Origin of the sequence: Streptomyces sp. NBC_00287 (assembly GCF_036173105.1) — a bacterium.
Classification (GTDB): Bacteria; Actinomycetota; Actinomycetes; order Streptomycetales; family Streptomycetaceae; genus Streptomyces.
On record NZ_CP108053.1, the window covers coordinates 7,601,494 to 7,618,823 of the forward strand.

The following is a 17,330-nucleotide window of genomic DNA, read 5'->3' on the forward strand; positions in this document are numbered from 1 at the left end:
ACCCTGAGGCTCACTCGGGAACACGGGGAGCCTCGGAGGCAAGTTTCTGGATCGTCGTGTGCCGGTGCGGGCTGCGCTGTTCGATGCGCGCTCGTCATTTCCGCCCGGCACAGCGCCCGCGAGGTAAAGCACCGTCAGACACCGGGGGGAGTGTTCGGCATGCGCAGATTCTCACGACGAGAGCAAAAGCCCGGCGGCGGCTGCGACGTCGCCCGGGCGCCAGACCACCGGGCCGGACGTGGTCGGTGCTCGTTCCTTCCGCAAGCAAGCCACCGCTTTGGAGGCGTCGTGCCAGTCGTCATTGCTCCAGCTGTCTCCCTGCCCGTCCACCAGGTCACCACGGACGAAGTCCTGGAACGCATCGCACAGATGTACCCGGATCACCCACAACTCGACCGCGTCTTCGACGTCATCGGCGCCACGACCGTACGGACGCGCTGGTACACCCGCCCCCTGGCCGAGCAGTTCGGGAACCACGGCACGCTCGCCGAGCGCACCCGCGAGCACTTGCGGGACTGTCTGGACCTCGCGGAGCGAGCGGCACGCGCGAGTCTGCGAGAGGCCGGTCTGGCGCCGGAGCAGATCACCGCCCTGGTGGTGACGAGCGCAACCGGACACTCCATGCCCGGGCTCGACGTCAAGCTCGTGGAGCGGCTGGGGCTGTCACCTTCGATACGGCGTATACCCGTGACCCAAATGGCCTGCGGCGGAGGGTCGTTCGCGATCTCGATGGCCGCGGAGTTGGTGGTCGCACGGCCGGAGGCCAAGGTGCTTGTGGTGTGCGCCGACGTTTTCAGCCACTACCTGCACGAGGGTGACACCGGAATGGACGGGATGATCTTCAAGGCGCTGCTCGGCGACGCGGCCGGAGCCTGTGTTGTCCGCGACCGTTCGAACGGGCGGCACATGGAGATCGTCAATTCGTTCAACTGCATGGATGTCACCGCTTGTGACGTGGTGGGCACCTACGTGGACAACGACGGGCTGCACACGCGCAACTCCCCGAAGCTGATGGGTGTGATCCGTGGCCTCCTCCCGGGGCTGAGGGAGTGGCTGGAGCACAACGCGCCCGCCGACAGTGACGGCAAGCCGGAGTTCATCGTCTCCCACACCGGCAGCCCGAGGGTCCTGGAGTGCTTCATCGAGGGTCTCGAATGTGCGCCGGAGCTCTTCGATCCGGCCCGCGACTCCCTGAGTGAACTGGGGAATCTGGGCTCTGTCTCACTGCTGGACGGGCTGGAGCGCACCTTCGCCAAGCCGCCCGAGTCGGGGGCGCACGGTGTCATCCTCGGTATCGGACCCGGGATCTTCATCACCGCAGTGAAGGCCATCTGGTGGGACGAGGTGTGACTCCCTGACACCGGGGGTTCCGGTACTTCAGGCGGGCAGGACCGTCCCGGTCCTGCCCGCCTGTCGCCGATGGCGCGTCGTTCGCTGTGCGCGTGCCGGGGTGCGGCTCAGCCCTCGTCGGGCTCGTCCTCCTCGTCGCGCCGCTGCAGTTCGGCGGACAGGCGCAGTTCCAGGGCCGGCATCACCCAGGCCATGAACTCGGGGAACTCCATGTCCGCCAGCGGCTGGACCCGGAGCACGTAGCGCAGGATGGCCAGCCCGGCGAGGTGGCCCGAGGCCAGGGCCGTACGGGTCTCGGCGTCCGGCATCCCCTTGTAACCCGACGCGTTCGCCCAGGCTTTGATGCTTTTCTCGATGCGGTGCTTGAGGACCTCTGAGGTGGCGCCGTCGGCGAGCCCCGCCCGGTAGATGGCCGTCATGGCGTAACGCGTCTTCTCGTTCTCCCAGAACCTGAAGTACGTCGTGGCGAGCCAGGCGGCCTGTGAGGTGGTGGACTCCGCCAGGGGCGCCTCTCCGACAGCCGACGAGACGCTGAGGGTCGAGTTGACCGCAGCGTCGAACACGCCTTCCTTGTTGGTGAAGAAGTGGTGCACCAGAGCCGGATCCACCCCGGCGTTCTCGGCGATGGCGCGGATCGTGGTGCGGGCGTAGCCGCGCTCGGCGAACAGATGCAGGGCTGATTGTAGGATCTGGTCCCGGGTGCCGCTCTCGCCCGGGCGGCGTCCACTGCGGGCCCGCTTCGGCCGACTTCCTCGTGCGGCCGGGGCGTCGGACCGGTCGGGGTCAGATGCGGAAGCGGAAGCGTCTGTGCGCCTGGATTTCATCAGCTCACTGCACTCTGGGTGGGGAATTCTGGAACAGTTAATTCACTGTACAGTGAAAATATCTTATCAGGTGAGACGCCCTGAGGCCATGAACATGCGGAGTCTTGGGTTCTTCCTTACTCTGACCGCATTTGTTCACTCCGCCGCCAGCACCGTCCGCAGCGAAGGCGCCACCAGATCGGCCAGCGCCGCCACCGGCAGATCGGCGATCGGCCGCAGCCGCAGGACGTACCGGGTGAACGCCACGCCCAGCAGTTGAGCCGCGAGTATCCCGCTGCACGCGGCCGCGCGCTCCGCCCCGAGGGCGCCGCGCAGACTGCTGGTGAACTGCTCGTGCAGCATCTGCCGCAGATGCTCCGCCGCCCGCTCGTTGGTCGCCGCGCTGCGCAGCAGCAGCCGCATCGAGCCCTCGTCGAGGTCGTCCTCCCACGGCGCGAGGAAATGCGTGATCAACGCGTGCGGCAGCAACTCCGGGGGCGTGCCCGTGAGGTCCGGTAAATGCAGATCGACGTCGAGCGCCGCGTCGAAGAGCTGCTCCTTGCTGCCGAAGTACCGCATGACCATGGACGGGTCGATGGAGGCGGTGGCCGCAATGGCTCTTATCGTCGACCGCTGGTACCCGTCGGCGGCGAAGTGCATCCGAGCCGCCCGCAGTATGGCCTCGCGGGTCCGCTGGGAACGCGCCGACATCAACTGCTGTGCCATGGCGACGTGCCTTTCTGCATCTGGTCCGCGCACGCCCCCGCGCGACGACGACGCGCCGCGCGGGAGGTAGGTCGAGGCAGGCGGCCGGACTGTGGTGGTCCTCCACGGTGTCCTCTTGTCACGTGCGGTCGGCGGGGGCCGGTTCCGTGTCGGGGGCCTCGGTCTGCTTCTGCTGGGCCGGGCGCGCGAGGGCCGCGGCTTCGGCGGTGGGGGCCGGGTGGCGTTGCGGGGTCGGGCCCTCGGTGCCGCACCAGCGGTGCAGGGCCTGACGTACGCGCCCTTCGCGGCCGGTGCTCGACGACGTGCTGTCCACCCAGGCAGCGTAGCCGTCCGGGCGGACCAATACCGCGCCGATGCCCGAGAGTTGGGGAACGGTACCGTCGACCCGGACCGGGCAGACCCGGGAGCCCCAGGCGTCGGCGACCGCGGCGGCCCCGCCGTCCTTGTGCAGGTCGAGCAGCAGGAACCGGCCGTCGCGCATCAGCTCGTACAGCCGTACCGGCGCTCCTTCCGCCTGCGGCACCGCCAGATCCGGCACGCGCTGGCCGGGGCGCAGCCGGGCGCCGCCGAGAGCGGCCGGGCGACCGCGGCCGCCGTAACCGGCCCGCAGTCCGGACAGCGCCTCGCCGGCGACCTTCTGGATCCGGCGCCGCCCGAGGAGCCGCGACAGCACGATCCGGCGCAGGCCCGACACCACCGGCGAGGGGTGGGTCGCCATCCGGGTGGCGTGGTCGGTGGCCTTGAGAATCTTCTGCGCCTGCGGCCGGCGCTCGCTCTGGTAGGTGTCGAGCAGCCCGGCCGGCGCCCAGCCCTGGAGCGTGGCGGCCAGCTTCCAGCCGAGGTTGACGGCGTCCTGAATACCGAGGTTCAGGCCCTGGCCGCCGAGCGGCGAGTGCAGATGCGCCGCGTCGCCCGCCAACAGCACCCGGCCGGTGCGGTACTGGTCGGCGAGCCGCTGGTGGATCTTGAACCGGGCCAGCCACTGCGGATCGTGCGGCTTCGGGTCGAAGCCGAGCACCTCCGTCAGCCGCTCGGCCAGCTCCTCCAGAGTCACCTCGTCCCGCGTCCACGGGTGGTTGCGGTGCCCCACCGCCACCCGGTACAGCCCGTCCCCGAAGGGCACGGACACCATCATCGCGCCGCCCCCGGAAAGGATCGACACATCGTCCGGCGGCGGCGTCTCCAGGTAGACGTCGGCGAGGATCGGCGCGATGTCGTACGTGTGGCCACGGAAGGCGATCCCCGACAGCTCGCGCACCGCGCTGTGCGCGCCGTCGCAGCCGACGACGTAGTCGGCGCTCTCCTCCCATTCGCCGGACTCGGTGCGCACCTGCAGCCGTACACCGGTGGCGTCCTGCTCAAGGCCGAAGACCTCCGCCCCGCGCTGCACGATGACCCCGAGGTCGATCGCGCGCTGCTGGAGCGCCTCCTCGGTGCGGCTCTGCGGGATCACATACAGCGCCGGGAAAGGGCTGTCGATCGCCGTGAAGTCGATCGCCGCGCCCGGCGCGGGCAGCATCCGGCCGACCGGCCGGCCCACGGCGGTGAGGGCATCGGCGTGCCCGCGCAGATCGAGCACCTCCATCGTCCTGGGGTACACGCCCATCGCACGGGACTGCGCGGACGGCGCCGTACGGCGTTCCAGGACGGTGCAGGCGACTCCGGCGGCGGCCAGCTCACAGGCCAGCGCTAATCCGGTGGGCCCTGCTCCGACGATGATGACGGACTGCTCAGGGGTGGGTGCCATGGGACTCTCCTTGGACATAGGTCAGCGAAACGGCGGGTGCGGGCTGCGCACCAAAAGCAGCGGAAGGCCGGCCGGCCCGCGCCGCCCAGGCACCGGAGCCGAGCGCCAGGGCACCGAGCAGCAGCCAGCCGACGGCCCCGCGCTGTACCACGAGGAACGTGACGACGAGCGGACCGTAGGTGTTGCGGGCGGCGTTGCCCAGGCTGAAGAAAGCCAGATAGACCTGGCGGCGGTCCGCGGGCGCGAGGTCGTAGGAGATCGCCCAGGCGCCCGCCTGCTGGTGCATCTCCGCGAACGCCTGGAAGGCCACGGCGCCGAGCAGCGCCACCACCGCCCAGGCCGTGGGCAGTTGGCCGGTGGCGGCCAGCGCGCAGCAGCCGGCGGCGAGCAGCAGTCCGCTCAGGCGCAGCGCGCGGCCGCCGTCCTCGGCGCTCTCGATGCCGCGTGTGGCCCGCACCTGGAACAGCACGACCACCACCGTGTTGAGCACCAGCGTCCAGGCGATCACGGACCTGGGCAGCTCGTCATGGGCGAGCACCCACAGCGGGATGCCGACCGTCAGCACCGTCACATGCAGGCTCACCACGGAGTTGAGGACGGTCAGCACGGTGAAGCGCCGGTCCCGGAACACCGCAAGGCGCCGCCGCCACGGCAGCGGCCGGCCCCCGCCGCCCCCGCCGGGCCGCAGCCGGGCCACGAGCGCGGCGGCGAGCACGAACGACAGCGCGTTGCCGAACACGACGGCCAGATACACCCCGTCGCTGTCCCACAGCAGCGCCCCGGCGGCCGCGAGACCGCCGAGCGAGAGGCCCAGGTTCTGCAGCGACCGGGCCATGCCCATCACCCGCACCCGCTGCCCGGCGGCCACGGCCGCCCCGAACATCCCCTGCACCAGCGGCGAGGCGGCACGGTCGGCCACCGCGAGCAGGGACACCACTAGCAGGAAGGGCACGAACCCGGACGCGAACGGGTAGCACGCCAGCAGCGCCGCCCGGGTCAGATGGGCGGCGATCAGCATGGTGCGCGGACCGACCCGGTCCGCCAGGATCCCGGTGGGCACCAGCAGCGCGAAGGACACCGCGCCCGCGACACCCAGACCGAGGCCCACCTCACTGCTGCCCAGGTCCAGATAGCGGGTGAGGAAGACGACGGAGACCGCCAGGTAGAGCCCGCTGCCGAGGGCGTCCACGAACACCGCGGCCAGCAGCGCCGACGCGGTGCGCGGCAGCCGCTCGCGCTCGGCGGACTTCTTCATGTCGGCTCCGATCGGCGGAGGTTCCAGTAGTGGTGCGGAGGTTCAGTAGTAGTCCCGCATCAGATCGTCGACCCACGCGGGCTGTACGACGTCCTCGCGCGGCCCGAACTGGGTGAGATACGGCTTGATGTCGAGCACCGGTGTGCCGTCCACGGCGTCGAGGCCGCGCACATGGACATCGAGCCCGTCCACCTTCAGCAGCTTGCAGCGCGAGACCCCGATGCGGTTGGGGCGGTTCTTCGCGCGCTGGGCGAAGATCCCGGCCCGCGGCCACTCGGGATTGCCCCGCGGATGCCGGGCCCCCGTGTGTGCCTTCTCCGGCGCCACCCGGTGGAAGTGGAAGACGACCTCCAGGTGGGAGAAACTGTCGAGACCGAGCAGCGCCTCGGAGGTGAACCGTTCGCCGTCCAGTCGGATCACCGAGGTGACATCGCCCCAGTCGTCGTCGGACAGGTCGCCGCGGTCGGTGTGGACGACTCCGATGGGCACCAGGTCGGTGACGGCGTCCGGCCGCGGCTCCTCCAGATGCGCGAACCACACCTCGTCCCGGACCAGTAACTCACCCGCGACGGCCCGCTGCACGGTCAGGAAGATCTCGTCCGCCGGAACGTCCAGCAGCTCCGCGAGCCGCGCCTGCAGCAGCCGGAGCAGCGCGCCCAACTCGTCTTTGTTGTAGCTCTCCTTGCACACCACGAAGCCGACCGGGGCCGGGCGAGTGTGCGTGGCGCGCCATTCGGGCCGGTGATAGGTGCCGGGCTCCAGACGGTGCCACCACACCCAGCAGTGACCGGCGGGCAGTCGGAGCAACTCGGTGACGTCGGCGGCCAGTTGCTCCAGGATGGCGGTGCCGGGGCCGGCGTCGGGGGAGAACAGCCTGATCACCGGCATGTCGGCGCACCTCCGCCCAAAGGCTTGACACCGATCACCAACCAGCGTGTGACCGGTAGGCCGGTACGGCTCTCCGGCTGACCGCCGCGGGCGGCCAGGACGCGAAGTCCCGTGCTCCGCAGGCGGCCGACCCACTCGGCGAGGGCGTGCCTGCGCGCCGAGTCCTGGTGGCTCTGCGGACCGATCACCGCGAGCCGCCCGCCAGGCCGCAGCAGCCGGGCCATCTCACCGACCGCTCTCGCCGCGTCCTGGAAGCGGTGCGGGACGAACAGCGACACCACCAGGTCGAACGAGGCGTCGGGGAAGGGCAGTTCCTCGGTGGCGGCCCGCGCGGTCTCCACCGAGACCGACCTCTCGGCGGCGAGCTTGCGGAAGGACTCCAGCATCGAGGGGTCCGCGTCGACGCCCACCAGCCGGGCCGGGTACTCGTCGGCGAAGGACAGCGCCAGGCTCCCCGCGCCACAGGCCACGTCGCAGATCGCGCTGCCCGTCTGCGGCCCGAGCGTCCGGTGCAGCACTTCGCCGGCGAAGAAGTCGTCGGCGATCCCGTCGAACCGTCGGCTGGAGAGAGTCTCACTCGCGGGCATGGCCTTCCCTTTCCTGTCGTGCTGTGAGCTGCGGTGACGCCATCAGGTGACGCCGACCAAGGTGGCGAGTGCTGGCAACGGATCGCGGGCGGGGCCTGGGCCGCACGGGTGCAGGGTGTGACCGAGTCCTTCGAGTACATGGACCCGGACCGCGGGTGAGTGCGGGCCGATGAGATGGCGGGCGGACCAGTCGGCGTACACGGCCGGCTCGAACACCGCGGGCGGCAGCTTGTCGTCGACCTCGTCGGCCAGATAGCCGACCAGGTCGAAGCCGCCGTAGACCAGCTCGATCAGGGCGATGCGGGAGGTGAGGAAGGCGTCCGTCTCCACCACCGTGCCGATGAGGACGACGCGGTCCGCGCGTGGCGGCGCGCCGGTCTCCAGCAGTCGCAGCAGCGCCTGGCCGCCGAGGGAGAAGCCCACCAGAGACAGGGAACCGGTCATCACGTGCCGGTTTCCGTCCAGCAGCGACCGCAGCCGTTCGGCGCGGATGCGCTCGTCCGCCGCCGAGGCGGGGGAGTTGCGGGCGCGGGCGGGCATGTCGCACTGCAACACTTGAGCACCGGAGGCCACCAGACGGGCCGTCAGTTTCTCCAGCAGCTCATGGTCCCGGCCCTCGCCGTCGAGGTCCGAGACGGTTCCGGGACCGGCGAGCAGCACGGTCGCGTTCGGCGGACCGGCCGGGAAGGACCGTTGGGCGCGGTAGGCCGTTCCGTCCGGATCCCGGCGCCACTGGACATGTCGGTGGACGCTCACGGCCGCCCCAACTCCTCGATGACCGGCGGAGCTGCGGTGCCGGCTGAAGCAACCGTCTCGCTCATCGCGACCTCGTCCTCCGTTCGGGCTCCCGCCCGGTTCCCCCGTCATGCCGCGCCGGACCGTCGCGCGGCCCTTCCCGGCCCGTCCCTCACGGGCCGGGAAGGCCGTGCAGCGCTCGCCCCCGATTCCGATCCCTCGGCGGTCCCGGGGGTCCCTCGAGCGCTCTTCCGCGAGCCCGTCCCTCTACGAGCCCGGGGGGTCGTGTTCTGCTCCGGTCCATGTCGCCACGGTGTGGGGTCAGACCTCGACCTCGATGACCGTGGCCTCGGTGATGTTGGTGGCCTCCAGCAGCAGGGTCTCGCTGTGCGCGGTGGCCGAGGCGGCGGCGACGGCGCTCAGGGTCACGCCGTCCTCGCCGGGCTCCAGGTGGATGCGGATGACCCGCGTCTCTTCGGGCATGTCCGAGTTCCCTTCGATGAGGGGCGGCAGCGGTCGCGCCGCCCACGGACGGGGCCGCTCACGATCTCGGGAGCGGTGGCGGTTGAGGCCCGACGGGTTCGACGGGAGCGGTCCCACGGCCGATCTTCCGCACGGGTCCCCGCCTCCCGGAAGGCCAAAGTCAACATTCGTTGAACTCATGACCTGATGAACTCTACGGAGGATGAATAAGCTTTGGCAAGAGGTATCCGGTCGGTCGGTTCCCGCGTGCCGGTGGTGCCGGTGGCATGGTCGGTGCGAGGCTGAGCTTATGAACATCCCTTTCCTGGGCGGCTGGCGTAAGCGGCGCGGTCCCGCCCTCGGCGTCGCTGTGTTCTCTGACGGTGACGACAGTCACGAGGGCATCGCCGAGCTGCTCTCCGAGTGCGATCTGCTCCGCTCCCAGGCGGCCCGGGAGGGGGTCCGGCTGGACGATTCGGCCACCTCGCTGGAGGCTCTCGACCAGCTGCTTCCGCGCTGGCGGGACGACGAGGAGGTGCTGCCCTGGCTCGGCAATGACGCGGGCCTCTACCTCGGCACGGTCATCGTGCGCACGGTCCCGGGCGCGCAGTGGGAGATCTGGCCCAACGGCCAGCCCGTCGTACGGCTCTCCTCGGGCCGTGAGTTCGACGTCGTCGCCTCCGGGCACGAGTGGGCCTCGAGTGGCGTGCCCGAGCTCTCGCAGCTCTACGGGGAGGTCGCCGAGGCGTGAATCCGTGGCCTGAGCTGCGGCTTAAATACGGGTAATGCCCGAAAAGTGCGTGTCGTGCATTAACTCCCGTTTTGTCTGGGTAGTTTGCGGCAACCACGACACAGCTGAGAGTGGGTAGGGCTGGGCATGGTCGTCGATCCGTTGATCGAGCTGCGAGACGTCAACAAGTACTACGGGGAGCTGCACGTCCTGCAGGACGTCAACCTCACCGTCGGCAAGGGGGAGGTGGTCGTGGTCATCGGCCCTTCGGGGTCGGGGAAGTCGACCCTGTGCAGGGCGATCAACAGGCTGGAGACGATCCGTTCCGGCACGATCCTGCTCGACGGACAGCCGCTGCCCGAGGAGGGCAAGGGCCTCGCGCGGCTCCGTGCCGATGTCGGCATGGTCTTCCAGTCCTTCAATCTCTTCGCCCACAAGACCGTTCTGCAGAACATCTCGCTGGCCCAGATCAGGGTCCGCGGACGCAAGAAGGACCAGGCGGACAAGCGCTCGCGGCAACTCCTCGACCGGGTGGGCCTCGCCGACCAGGCCGACAAGTTCCCCGCCCAGCTCTCCGGCGGGCAGCAGCAGCGGGTGGCGATCGCCCGCGCCCTCGCCATGGAGCCCAAGGCGCTGCTGTTCGACGAGCCGACCTCGGCGCTCGACCCCGAGATGATCAACGAGGTCCTCGAAGTCATGCGTCAACTGGCCCGCGAGGGCATGACGATGGTCGTCGTCACCCATGAAATGGGCTTCGCCCGGTCCGCCGCCAACCGCGTCGTCTTCATGTCCGACGGCCGTATCGTCGAGGACCGCGCGCCCGAGGAGTTCTTCACCGCCCCGGAGAGCGAGCGCGCCCGGGACTTCCTGTCCAAGATCCTCAAGCACTGAGCAGGGAGTGCGACCCATGCCGCGTACCACACGTGTGCCCTCGACGGCACCGGACTACGGATGCTCAAGCCCCGCCCACCGCCCGGGAAGTGCCTCGCGCCGAGCCTCGACTAGGATGGGCGGTTCGTCCCCCTAGCGGTAGCCATGGCCGGGACGCTGCTGCCGGGTGGGGATCCCCCCCACGGCCCCTCGACCGCAGGGGGCAGCAGACACAGAGCCATACCCGCCCGGCGGCAGCCGGAGATCACTGCTCGCGCAACGGGACCGACACGTAACTCGGGTCGTTCGCCGGCGAGGAGAAGGTCAGCTGCGCGCCGGTCGGGTTGTGCTCGATGTAGAGCGGGTCGACCGTGTCGACGACCAGGGCGAGACGATGCCCTGCCGGGACGTCGTAGGCCGTGGAGAACAGCTCCAGGTCGACACCGAACGGCTTTCCGGGCGTGCGTCCGTGGAAGGTGTACGGCGCGTTGCTGACCAGCTTGCCGAGGCCGAGCGGCCCCACGTCGTAGAGGTAGGCGACGAGGGTGCCGCTCTCCTCGGTCGGGGTGAGGGTGGTGTGCAGCCGGGCGGTGCCGCGCACTTGCTGGGCGCTCGGGTACTTCTCCGACTGCCATACGGCCGCCCAGCGGCGGGGGAGCAGGGGGATGGACGCGAGCGGGGGCAGCTTGGCGATCTGGTCGAGGAGACCGGTCAGCAGCACCAGCCCGCCGTCCGCACCGGAGTTGACGTTCGTGCGGATCGTGGTGGAGCCGGCGAGGGCGATCTTGCGGCTGGTCGCGCCGACCGACTTCCAGTCCGGGTAGCCCTCGTAGCCGCCCGTGGAGCGGGACTTGAGCTGGACCGGCTGCTCATGGTCGATGCCGTTGTGCTCGCCCTTCAGATAGCGGTCGAACCAGCGCTCGGTGTCGGTCCATACGTCGTTGGGCAGGCCGAGCAGTCCGGTGAGTTCGGCGGTGGCGTGGTCGCCGGGGCGGAACTGCAGGCGCTTGGGGCCGGTGAGCTTCTCGTAGAAGTCCGCGTACTGGTTGGGCGGGAAGATCGAGTCGCCCCAGGCATTGGCGAGCAGTACCGCGGGGGCGTTGTCGTTGAGCTGGTCGAGATAGGTCGTGGCTGAACGTTTCTTCCCCCAGGCGATCATGGTGTCCTCCTTGCTCAGGTCGGAGGACTGGAAGGCGTTGAAGATCTCCCGCAGTTCGGCGCTCTGGCGGCCGGTGACCAGGCTCGCCCCGTCCAGCAGCGCGGCCGCCTGGGTGTGCTGGGTGCGGCCCGAGTAGATCGAGTCGATGAGGTCCGCCCAGCCGCTCAGTGCCGCAACTGCCCTGACCCGTTCGTCCTGCGCGGCGGTGAGCAGGCTGATGCCGGCTCCGTACGACACGCCGCCCATGCCGATTCGGCCCGCGTCGGCCGGGGTGTTGGCGAGCGCCCAGTCGATCACCCGGGAGGCGTCGGCCACATCGGGCGGGCCCGCCACTTCTATCTCGCCGCCGGACTGCCAGAACCCGCGGACGTTGTAACTGACCACGACGTAACCGGAGTTCGCGAGCTTCTGGGCCTGGGCCAGATACTCGACCTGAGGTGTGCCCCAGCTCGTGGGGAACACCAACAGCGGGTAGCGGCGCGTGCCGTCGGCCCCGGCGGGGGTGATGACGTTCGCCTTGAGGGTCGTACCGCCGTCGCCGGTGATGTCGACGAAGCGGACGTCGCCCGTCGCCGCCGAGGCGACGGGGCCGACGCCGGCGATCAGGGTCGCCGAGACGATGCCCACGGCGGTCGCGCGCAGAGCCTTGCGAGGTCCCACAGGTCACTCCTCACTCGTGTCAGTGCAAAGTGACCCGACGGTAACCGCGGGCTCTTACCGTAGGTAACCCGTCGGTAAGTTACGTGGGAGTAACGATCGTTGAAATGTGCGCGACCTCAGGAGGCGCGGTGGGAATTACGGGGAGTCGCCGGGGCCGGCAGGGGTGTCTGTGCGGTCCGGGTGACATCGCCGACGAGCTCGACCACATCCGGTCCGTAGGCCTGGGAGTTGATGACCTTCAACAGCAGGACGAAGGAGTTGCTGCCGTACTTGCGGGTCAGCCGCTCGTGGTTGCGGGCCAGATAGCGGGTCGCGGCCTGGTTGGTGATGGCGCGCTGGCCGCAGAAGAGGAAGACCGGACGGCTCTCCTTCGGGTCGCCCGCGGTGAGCCGGGCCAGCAATACGTACTCGGCGACACCCGCCTCCAAGCGGTAGCGCTCGCTGCCGATCTGGAAGGCGCCCCGTTCCGGGCCGGGTTCGGGGTCGATGTTGATCCGTATCCCGGGCAGCATCGCGGACATATGGGCCAGCATGCGCCGGTTCGACCCCGGACCGCCCACACAGAACTCGGTGCGCTCACCGAAGCCCTGATGGACCGCGTCCTGCGTGACCACCTGGGTGTGCGCGCCGCAGTCCTTGATCAGCGCGGACAGCTCCAGGAGCGCGAACACGTCGAAGCGGTGCACCGCGGGTTCGGAGGTGGCCGGATCGCGGTTGACGACGAGCAGTGACTCCGAGTTCTCCGGCAGCCCGAAGAAAGCCTGTTTGCGGCGGAGCTTCCGCTTCCACACATAGGTCCGGGCCAGCCAGCCGAGCGCGGCACTGATGCCCGCGGCCACCACGCCGAGGACGATATTGCGTACGTCGTCATTCATGGGCGCGCATGGTAGCGGGTGCTCCTGACGGGGGCATGTCGATCCATTAGGCTGCGCGAACGGTCCCTGACTGGAGGTGCGGATGCGTCGTTCCGTCGCACGCAAGCTGTCGGTCCTGGCGGTCTCGGCCGCCGTGGTGTCGGTGGGGGCGGCGGCGCCTCCCACCGCTTCCGATACGGCCGTCGAGAAGGTCCCCGTCGCCGTCGGCTACGGCGGCGCGGTCGCGAGCGTCGACCCGGACGCCTCCGCCGCCGGTATCGAGGTGCTGCGTAAGGGCGGCAACGCCGTCGACGCGGCCGTCGCCACCGCCGCCGCACTGGGTGTCACCGAGCCCTACTCCGCGGGCATCGGCGGAGGCGGCTACTTCGTCTACTACGACGCCAGATCCCGTACGGTACGCACGATCGACGGCCGTGAGACCGCCCCGCTGAGCGCGGACTCCGGGCTGTTCCTGGAGAACGGCACGGCGATCCCCTTCGCCCAGGCCGTCAGCAGTGGCCTGAGCGTCGGCACCCCCGGCACGCCCGCCACCTGGCAGACGGCGCTGGACAAGTGGGGCAGCAAGAAGCTCGGGAGCCTGCTCGAGCCGGCCGAGCGCCTCGCCCGCGAGGGCTTCGTCGTCGACGACACCTTCCGCGCGCAGACCGCCGCGAACGAGACCCGGTTCCGCTACTTCCCCGACACGGCCGAGCTGTTCCTGCCCGGCGGGTCGCTCCCCGTCGTCGGCTCCACCTTCAAGAACCCCGATCTCGCCCGTACGTACGAGCAGTTGGGCCGTGAAGGGGTGCGCGCGCAGTACCGCGGCGACCTCGCCGAGGACATCGTGAACACGGTCAACAAGCCGCCCGTGGACCCCGCTTCGGGCTGGAACGCCCGCCCCGGCGACCTCACGGCCAAGGATCTCGCCGCCTACCGCACCAAGTCCCAGGCGCCCACGAAGACCTCCTACCGTGGCCTCGGCGTCTACTCCATGGCGCCCTCCTCCTCCGGTGGTACGACGGTCGGCGAGGCCCTCAACATCCTTGAGCGGACCGACCTTTCGAAGGCGAGCGAGGTCCAGTACCTGCACCGCTACATCGAGGCCAGCCGCATCGCGTTCGCCGACCGCGGGCGCTGGGTCGGCGACCCCGCCTTCGAGGACGTACCGACGAAGGAGTTGCTGTCGCAGCGGTACGCCGACTCCCGGGAGTGCCTGATCAAGGACGACGCGGTGCTGACGAGCCCGCTCGCGCCGGGGGACCCGCGTAACCCGGCCGTCTGCGACGCGAGTGGTACGGCGGCCCCGACGACGTACGAGGGCGACAGCACGACCCATCTCACGGTCGCCGACAAGTGGGGCAACGTCGTCTCGTACACGCTGACCATCGAGCAGACCGGCGGCAGCGGCATCACGGTCCCGGGCCGCGGCTTCATCCTCAACAACGAGCTGACGGACTTCTCCTTCGCCCCCGCCAACCCGGCCGTCCACGACCCGAACCTGCCGGGTCCGGGCAAGCGTCCGCGCTCCTCGATGTCCCCGACGATCGTTCTCGACCAGCACGGCAAGCCCGTCGTGGCGCTCGGTTCACCCGGTGGCGCCACCATCATCACGACGGTGCTGCAGACCCTGACCGGCTTCCTCGACCGCGGACTGCCGCTCGTCGACGCCATCGCCGCGCCGCGCGCCAGCCAGCGCAACCAGACCACCACCGAGCTCGAACCCGGGCTGTACGACAGCGCGTTGCGGGCACAGCTGGAGTCGATCGGGCACGGCTTCCGGCTCAATCCCGAGATCGGCGCGGCGACCGCCGTCCAGCGGCTGCCGAACGGCAAGTGGCTCGCCGCGGCCGAGAAGGTACGCCGGGGCGGCGGCTCGGCGATGGTGGTGCACCCGGCGCCGTAGTCACAACTCGGGGGCGGGCGCCTGCTCTTCCGTGCCTTCGGTGCGGAAGCCCAGGCGTCCGTTCTCGACGTCCACCGTCACCCGGCCGCCCTCCGTGACCCGGCCGTCCAGCAGCAGACGGGAGAGCTGGTTGTCGACCTCGCGCTGGATGGTGCGGCGCAGCGGGCGGGCGCCGTACTCGGGCTGATAGCCGCGCTCGGAGAGCCAGTCGACGGCCGCGCCGGTGAACTCGACCGTGACGTCCTGCGCCTGCATGAGGCGGCGCGTGCGGTCCAGCAGGAGGTTCGTGATCTGCCGCAGCTGGTCGGGGTCGAGCTGCTTGAACACCACGATCTCGTCGATGCGGTTGAGGAACTCGGGCCGGAAGTGGTCGCGCAGCGGCCGCATGATCCGCTCGCGCCGCGCCTCCTCGTCCGCCTCCTCACCGCCCGCGCCGAAGCCGATACCGGCACCGCCCCGGGTGATCGCCTCCGAGCCCAGATTGCTGGTCATGACGATGACGGTGTTGGTGAAGTCCACCGTGCGGCCCTGGGAATCGGTCAGCCGTCCGTCGTCCAGCACCTGGAGCAGGATGTTGAAGACGTCCGGGTGCGCCTTCTCCACCTCGTCCAGCAGGAGCAGCGAGTACGGGTGCCTGCGCACGACCTCGGTGAGCTGGCCCGCTTCCTCGTGGCCGACGTAGCCGGGCGGGGCGCCCACCAGACGGCTGACGGTGTGCCGCTCCTGGTACTCGCTCATGTCCAGGCGGACCATCCGCTCCTCGCTGCCGAACAGCGCCTCGGCGAGCGCCCGGGCCAGCTCGGTCTTGCCGACGCCGGTCGGGCCGAGGAAGAGGAAGCTGCCGATCGGCCGGTCGGGGCTCGCGAGCCCGGCCCGGGAGCGCAGCACCGCCTCGGAGACCACGCGCACGGCCTCGTCCTGGCCGACGACCCGCTCGTGCAGATGCTGCTCAAGACCCAGCAGCCGGTCCTTCTCCTCCTCGGTCAGGCTGGCCACCGGGATGTGGGTCAGCCGTGACACGACCTCCGCGACGGCCTCGGCGGTCACTTCGAGGTTCTGTCCCTCGTCGGCCGCGCCGTTGCCGTCGGCGTCCGCGATCCGCTGCTTCAACTCCACGATCCGGTCGCGCAGTTGGGTGGCCTGCTCGTATTGCTCGTCCGCGACGGCCTGGTCCTTGTCCCGGGCCAGCTGCTCGACCTCGCGCTCCATGGTCCGTACGTCCGTGCCCTTGGTGCGGGCCCGCAGCCGCACCCGGGCGCCGGCCTGGTCGATCAGATCGATCGCCTTGTCCGGAAGACGGCGGTCGGTGAGATAGCGGTCGGACAGCTCCACGGCGGCGACGAGCGCCTCGTCGCTGTAGCGGACCTGGTGGTGGGCCTCGTAGCGGTCCCTGAGGCCGCGCAGGATCTCGATGGCGTCCGCGGGGGTCGGCTCGGGCACCAGGATCGGCTGGAAGCGGCGGGAGAGGGCCGCGTCCTTCTCGATCCTGCGGTACTCCTCCAGCGTGGTGGCGCCCACGACATGCAGTTCGCCGCGGGCCAGGGCCGGCTTGAGGATGTTCCCGGCGTCCAGCGAACCGCCCTCGCCGCCGCCCCCGGCGCCGACGACGGTGTGCAGCTCGTCGATGAAGACGATCAGCCGGTCGGAGTGGGCGCGGATCTCGCCCACGATGTTGGTCATGCGCTCCTCGAAGTCGCCCCGGTACCGGGTGCCCGCGACGACCCCCGTCAGGTCGAGGGCGACCACCCGCCGCCCGCTCAGCACGTCCGGGACGTCCCCGTCGGCGATCCGCTGCGCCAGGCCCTCCACCACGGCGGTCTTGCCCACGCCCGCGTCGCCGATCAGCACGGGGTTGTTCTTGCCGCGCCGGGAGAGCACCTCGATGGTCTGCTCGATCTCCTCGTCCCGCCCGATCACCGGGTCGATCCGGCCCTGCCGGGCGAGCTCGGTGAGGTCACGGCCGTACTTGTCCAGGGTCGGCGTGTCCGCGGAGCGGGGCCGCTCGGGCCGCTGCGCGGTGTCCGGCGCCTCGGGGGGCAGGCCGGTTGAGCTGAAGCGCGCCGAGTTCAGGATGTGCCCGGCTGCGGAGTCCGGGTTCGCGGCGAGGGCGCTGAGCACATGCTCCGGGCCGATGTAACCGGCGCCGCGGGCCCTCGCCAGGTCGTGCGCGTCCAGCAGGGCGCGCTTGGCGGCCGGGGTGAGCGAGAGCGAGGTGGGCGGCGGGGCCTCGCCCGGCGGGTGCTGGACCGGGCCCGAGCGCTCGTCGATCTCCGTCGCCAGGGAGTCCGGGTCGGCCCCGGCCCGGCTGAGCAGACTCCTCGTCGGCTCGGCGGAGAGGGCCGCGCGGAGCAGGTGCTGGGTGTCCAGGTCCCGGCTGCCGTGTTCGGCGGCGTACTGGGCGGCGCCGCGGACGAGTTCCCTGGCCGGTTGGCTGAGCAGCTGGCCTATGTTGATCTGGCGGGGACCGGGGCGGGGGCCGCCGAAGAAGCGAGCGAGGAACTCGCCGAAGGGGTCGCCGTAGCCCTCCGGGCCGTTGAAGCCGTTGGTCATCGGTTTCGTACCTTCGTTGACGACGTACCGGAGTCGGGTAACCCGGACATG

Annotated in this window: 15 protein-coding genes; 4 read left to right on the forward strand and 11 right to left on the reverse strand. The window is 70.3% G+C overall.

What is annotated here, in order from left to right:
* Positions 1 to 288: 288 nt before the first annotated feature.
* Entirely contained in the window at positions 289 to 1,350 is a 1,062-nt protein-coding gene (locus OHT76_RS34495) for a PhlD (protein ID WP_328874774.1), read from the forward strand.
* Positions 1,351 to 1,457: 107 nt separating this feature from the next.
* Here the strand turns inward: OHT76_RS34495 and OHT76_RS34500 are convergent, their stop codons facing one another.
* From OHT76_RS34500 to OHT76_RS34535, 8 genes are all read right to left on the reverse strand, one after another.
* Positions 1,458 to 2,174 (reverse strand): TetR/AcrR family transcriptional regulator, encoded by a 717-nt coding sequence (locus OHT76_RS34500; RefSeq protein WP_328874775.1) that lies wholly within the window; start codon positions 2,172 to 2,174, stop codon positions 1,458 to 1,460.
* 135 nt (positions 2,175 to 2,309) lie between these two features.
* Positions 2,310 to 2,879, reverse strand: a complete 570-nt coding sequence (locus OHT76_RS34505) for a TetR/AcrR family transcriptional regulator (RefSeq protein ID WP_328874776.1) — start codon at positions 2,877 to 2,879, stop codon at positions 2,310 to 2,312.
* A gap of 118 nt (positions 2,880 to 2,997) precedes the next feature.
* Entirely contained in the window at positions 2,998 to 4,626 is a 1,629-nt protein-coding gene (locus tag OHT76_RS34510) for an FAD-dependent oxidoreductase (protein WP_328874777.1), read from the reverse strand.
* Entirely contained in the window at positions 4,610 to 5,881 is a 1,272-nt protein-coding gene (locus tag OHT76_RS34515) for an MFS transporter (protein ID WP_328874778.1), read from the reverse strand. The genes OHT76_RS34510 and OHT76_RS34515 overlap by 17 nt, the downstream gene beginning before the upstream one ends.
* Positions 5,882 to 5,923: 42 nt before the next feature.
* Positions 5,924 to 6,769, reverse strand: coding sequence for an SAM-dependent methyltransferase (locus OHT76_RS34520; RefSeq protein WP_328874779.1), 846 nt, complete (start codon positions 6,767 to 6,769; stop codon positions 5,924 to 5,926).
* Positions 6,760 to 7,356, reverse strand: coding sequence for a class I SAM-dependent methyltransferase (locus tag OHT76_RS34525; protein ID WP_328874780.1), 597 nt, complete (start codon positions 7,354 to 7,356; stop codon positions 6,760 to 6,762). Before OHT76_RS34525 ends, OHT76_RS34520 begins: the two co-directional genes overlap by 10 nt.
* A 42-nt stretch (positions 7,357 to 7,398) precedes the next feature.
* Positions 7,399 to 8,112: a hypothetical protein gene (locus OHT76_RS34530; protein ID WP_328874781.1), complete on the reverse strand. Its 714-nt coding sequence runs from the start codon at positions 8,110 to 8,112 to the stop codon at positions 7,399 to 7,401.
* A 300-nt stretch (positions 8,113 to 8,412) separates the two neighbouring features.
* Positions 8,413 to 8,574, reverse strand: coding sequence for a hypothetical protein (locus tag OHT76_RS34535; protein WP_328874782.1), 162 nt, complete (start codon positions 8,572 to 8,574; stop codon positions 8,413 to 8,415).
* 289 nt (positions 8,575 to 8,863) lie between these two features.
* Between OHT76_RS34535 and OHT76_RS34540 the strand changes: the two genes are divergently transcribed.
* Together OHT76_RS34540 and OHT76_RS34545 are read left to right on the forward strand one after the other, a co-directional pair.
* Entirely contained in the window at positions 8,864 to 9,304 is a 441-nt protein-coding gene (locus OHT76_RS34540; protein ID WP_328874783.1) for a DUF6278 family protein, read from the forward strand.
* 126 nt (positions 9,305 to 9,430) lie between these two features.
* Positions 9,431 to 10,174: an amino acid ABC transporter ATP-binding protein gene (locus tag OHT76_RS34545; protein ID WP_328874784.1), complete on the forward strand. Its 744-nt coding sequence runs from the start codon at positions 9,431 to 9,433 to the stop codon at positions 10,172 to 10,174.
* Between the two features lie 244 nt (positions 10,175 to 10,418).
* Here OHT76_RS34545 and OHT76_RS34550 read toward each other — a convergent pair whose 3' ends face one another.
* Together OHT76_RS34550 and OHT76_RS34555 are read right to left on the reverse strand one after the other, a co-directional pair.
* Positions 10,419 to 11,972, reverse strand: a complete 1,554-nt coding sequence (locus OHT76_RS34550; RefSeq protein WP_328874785.1) for a CocE/NonD family hydrolase — start codon at positions 11,970 to 11,972, stop codon at positions 10,419 to 10,421.
* Positions 11,973 to 12,088: 116 nt separating this feature from the next.
* Positions 12,089 to 12,847, reverse strand: coding sequence for a hypothetical protein (locus OHT76_RS34555; RefSeq protein WP_328874786.1), 759 nt, complete (start codon positions 12,845 to 12,847; stop codon positions 12,089 to 12,091).
* 82 nt (positions 12,848 to 12,929) lie between these two features.
* Between OHT76_RS34555 and ggt the strand changes: the two genes are divergently transcribed.
* Positions 12,930 to 14,729, forward strand: a complete 1,800-nt coding sequence (gene ggt / locus OHT76_RS34560) for a gamma-glutamyltransferase (protein WP_328874787.1) — start codon at positions 12,930 to 12,932, stop codon at positions 14,727 to 14,729.
* Here the strand turns inward: ggt and OHT76_RS34565 are convergent, their stop codons facing one another.
* Positions 14,730 to 17,279 carry an ATP-dependent Clp protease ATP-binding subunit gene (locus OHT76_RS34565; protein WP_328874788.1) on the reverse strand — a complete coding sequence of 850 codons (2,550 nt, stop codon included), beginning with the start codon at positions 17,277 to 17,279 and terminating at the stop codon, positions 14,730 to 14,732.
* Positions 17,280 to 17,330 lie beyond the last annotated feature (51 nt).

Bases quoted from the DNA above. Each gene is read 5' to 3' on its own strand.
- OHT76_RS34500 (WP_328874775.1), bottom strand. From the start codon at position 2,174: ATGAAATCCAGGCGCACAGACGCTTCCGCTTCCGCATCTGACCCCGAC.
- OHT76_RS34505 (WP_328874776.1), bottom strand. From the start codon at position 2,879: ATGGCACAGCAGTTGATGTCGGCGCGTTCCCAGCGGACCCGCGAGGCC.
- OHT76_RS34510 (WP_328874777.1), bottom strand. From the start codon at position 4,626: ATGGCACCCACCCCTGAGCAGTCCGTCATCATCGTCGGAGCAGGGCCC.
- OHT76_RS34515 (WP_328874778.1), bottom strand. From the start codon at position 5,881: ATGAAGAAGTCCGCCGAGCGCGAGCGGCTGCCGCGCACCGCGTCGGCG.
- OHT76_RS34520 (WP_328874779.1), bottom strand. From the start codon at position 6,769: ATGCCGGTGATCAGGCTGTTCTCCCCCGACGCCGGCCCCGGCACCGCC.
- OHT76_RS34525 (WP_328874780.1), bottom strand. From the start codon at position 7,356: ATGCCCGCGAGTGAGACTCTCTCCAGCCGACGGTTCGACGGGATCGCC.
- OHT76_RS34535 (WP_328874782.1), bottom strand. From the start codon at position 8,574: ATGCCCGAAGAGACGCGGGTCATCCGCATCCACCTGGAGCCCGGCGAG.
- OHT76_RS34540 (WP_328874783.1), top strand. From the start codon at position 8,864: ATGAACATCCCTTTCCTGGGCGGCTGGCGTAAGCGGCGCGGTCCCGCC.
- OHT76_RS34545 (WP_328874784.1), top strand. From the start codon at position 9,431: ATGGTCGTCGATCCGTTGATCGAGCTGCGAGACGTCAACAAGTACTAC.
- OHT76_RS34555 (WP_328874786.1), bottom strand. From the start codon at position 12,847: ATGAATGACGACGTACGCAATATCGTCCTCGGCGTGGTGGCCGCGGGC.
- ggt (WP_328874787.1), top strand. From the start codon at position 12,930: ATGCGTCGTTCCGTCGCACGCAAGCTGTCGGTCCTGGCGGTCTCGGCC.
- OHT76_RS34565 (WP_328874788.1), bottom strand. From the start codon at position 17,279: ATGACCAACGGCTTCAACGGCCCGGAGGGCTACGGCGACCCCTTCGGC.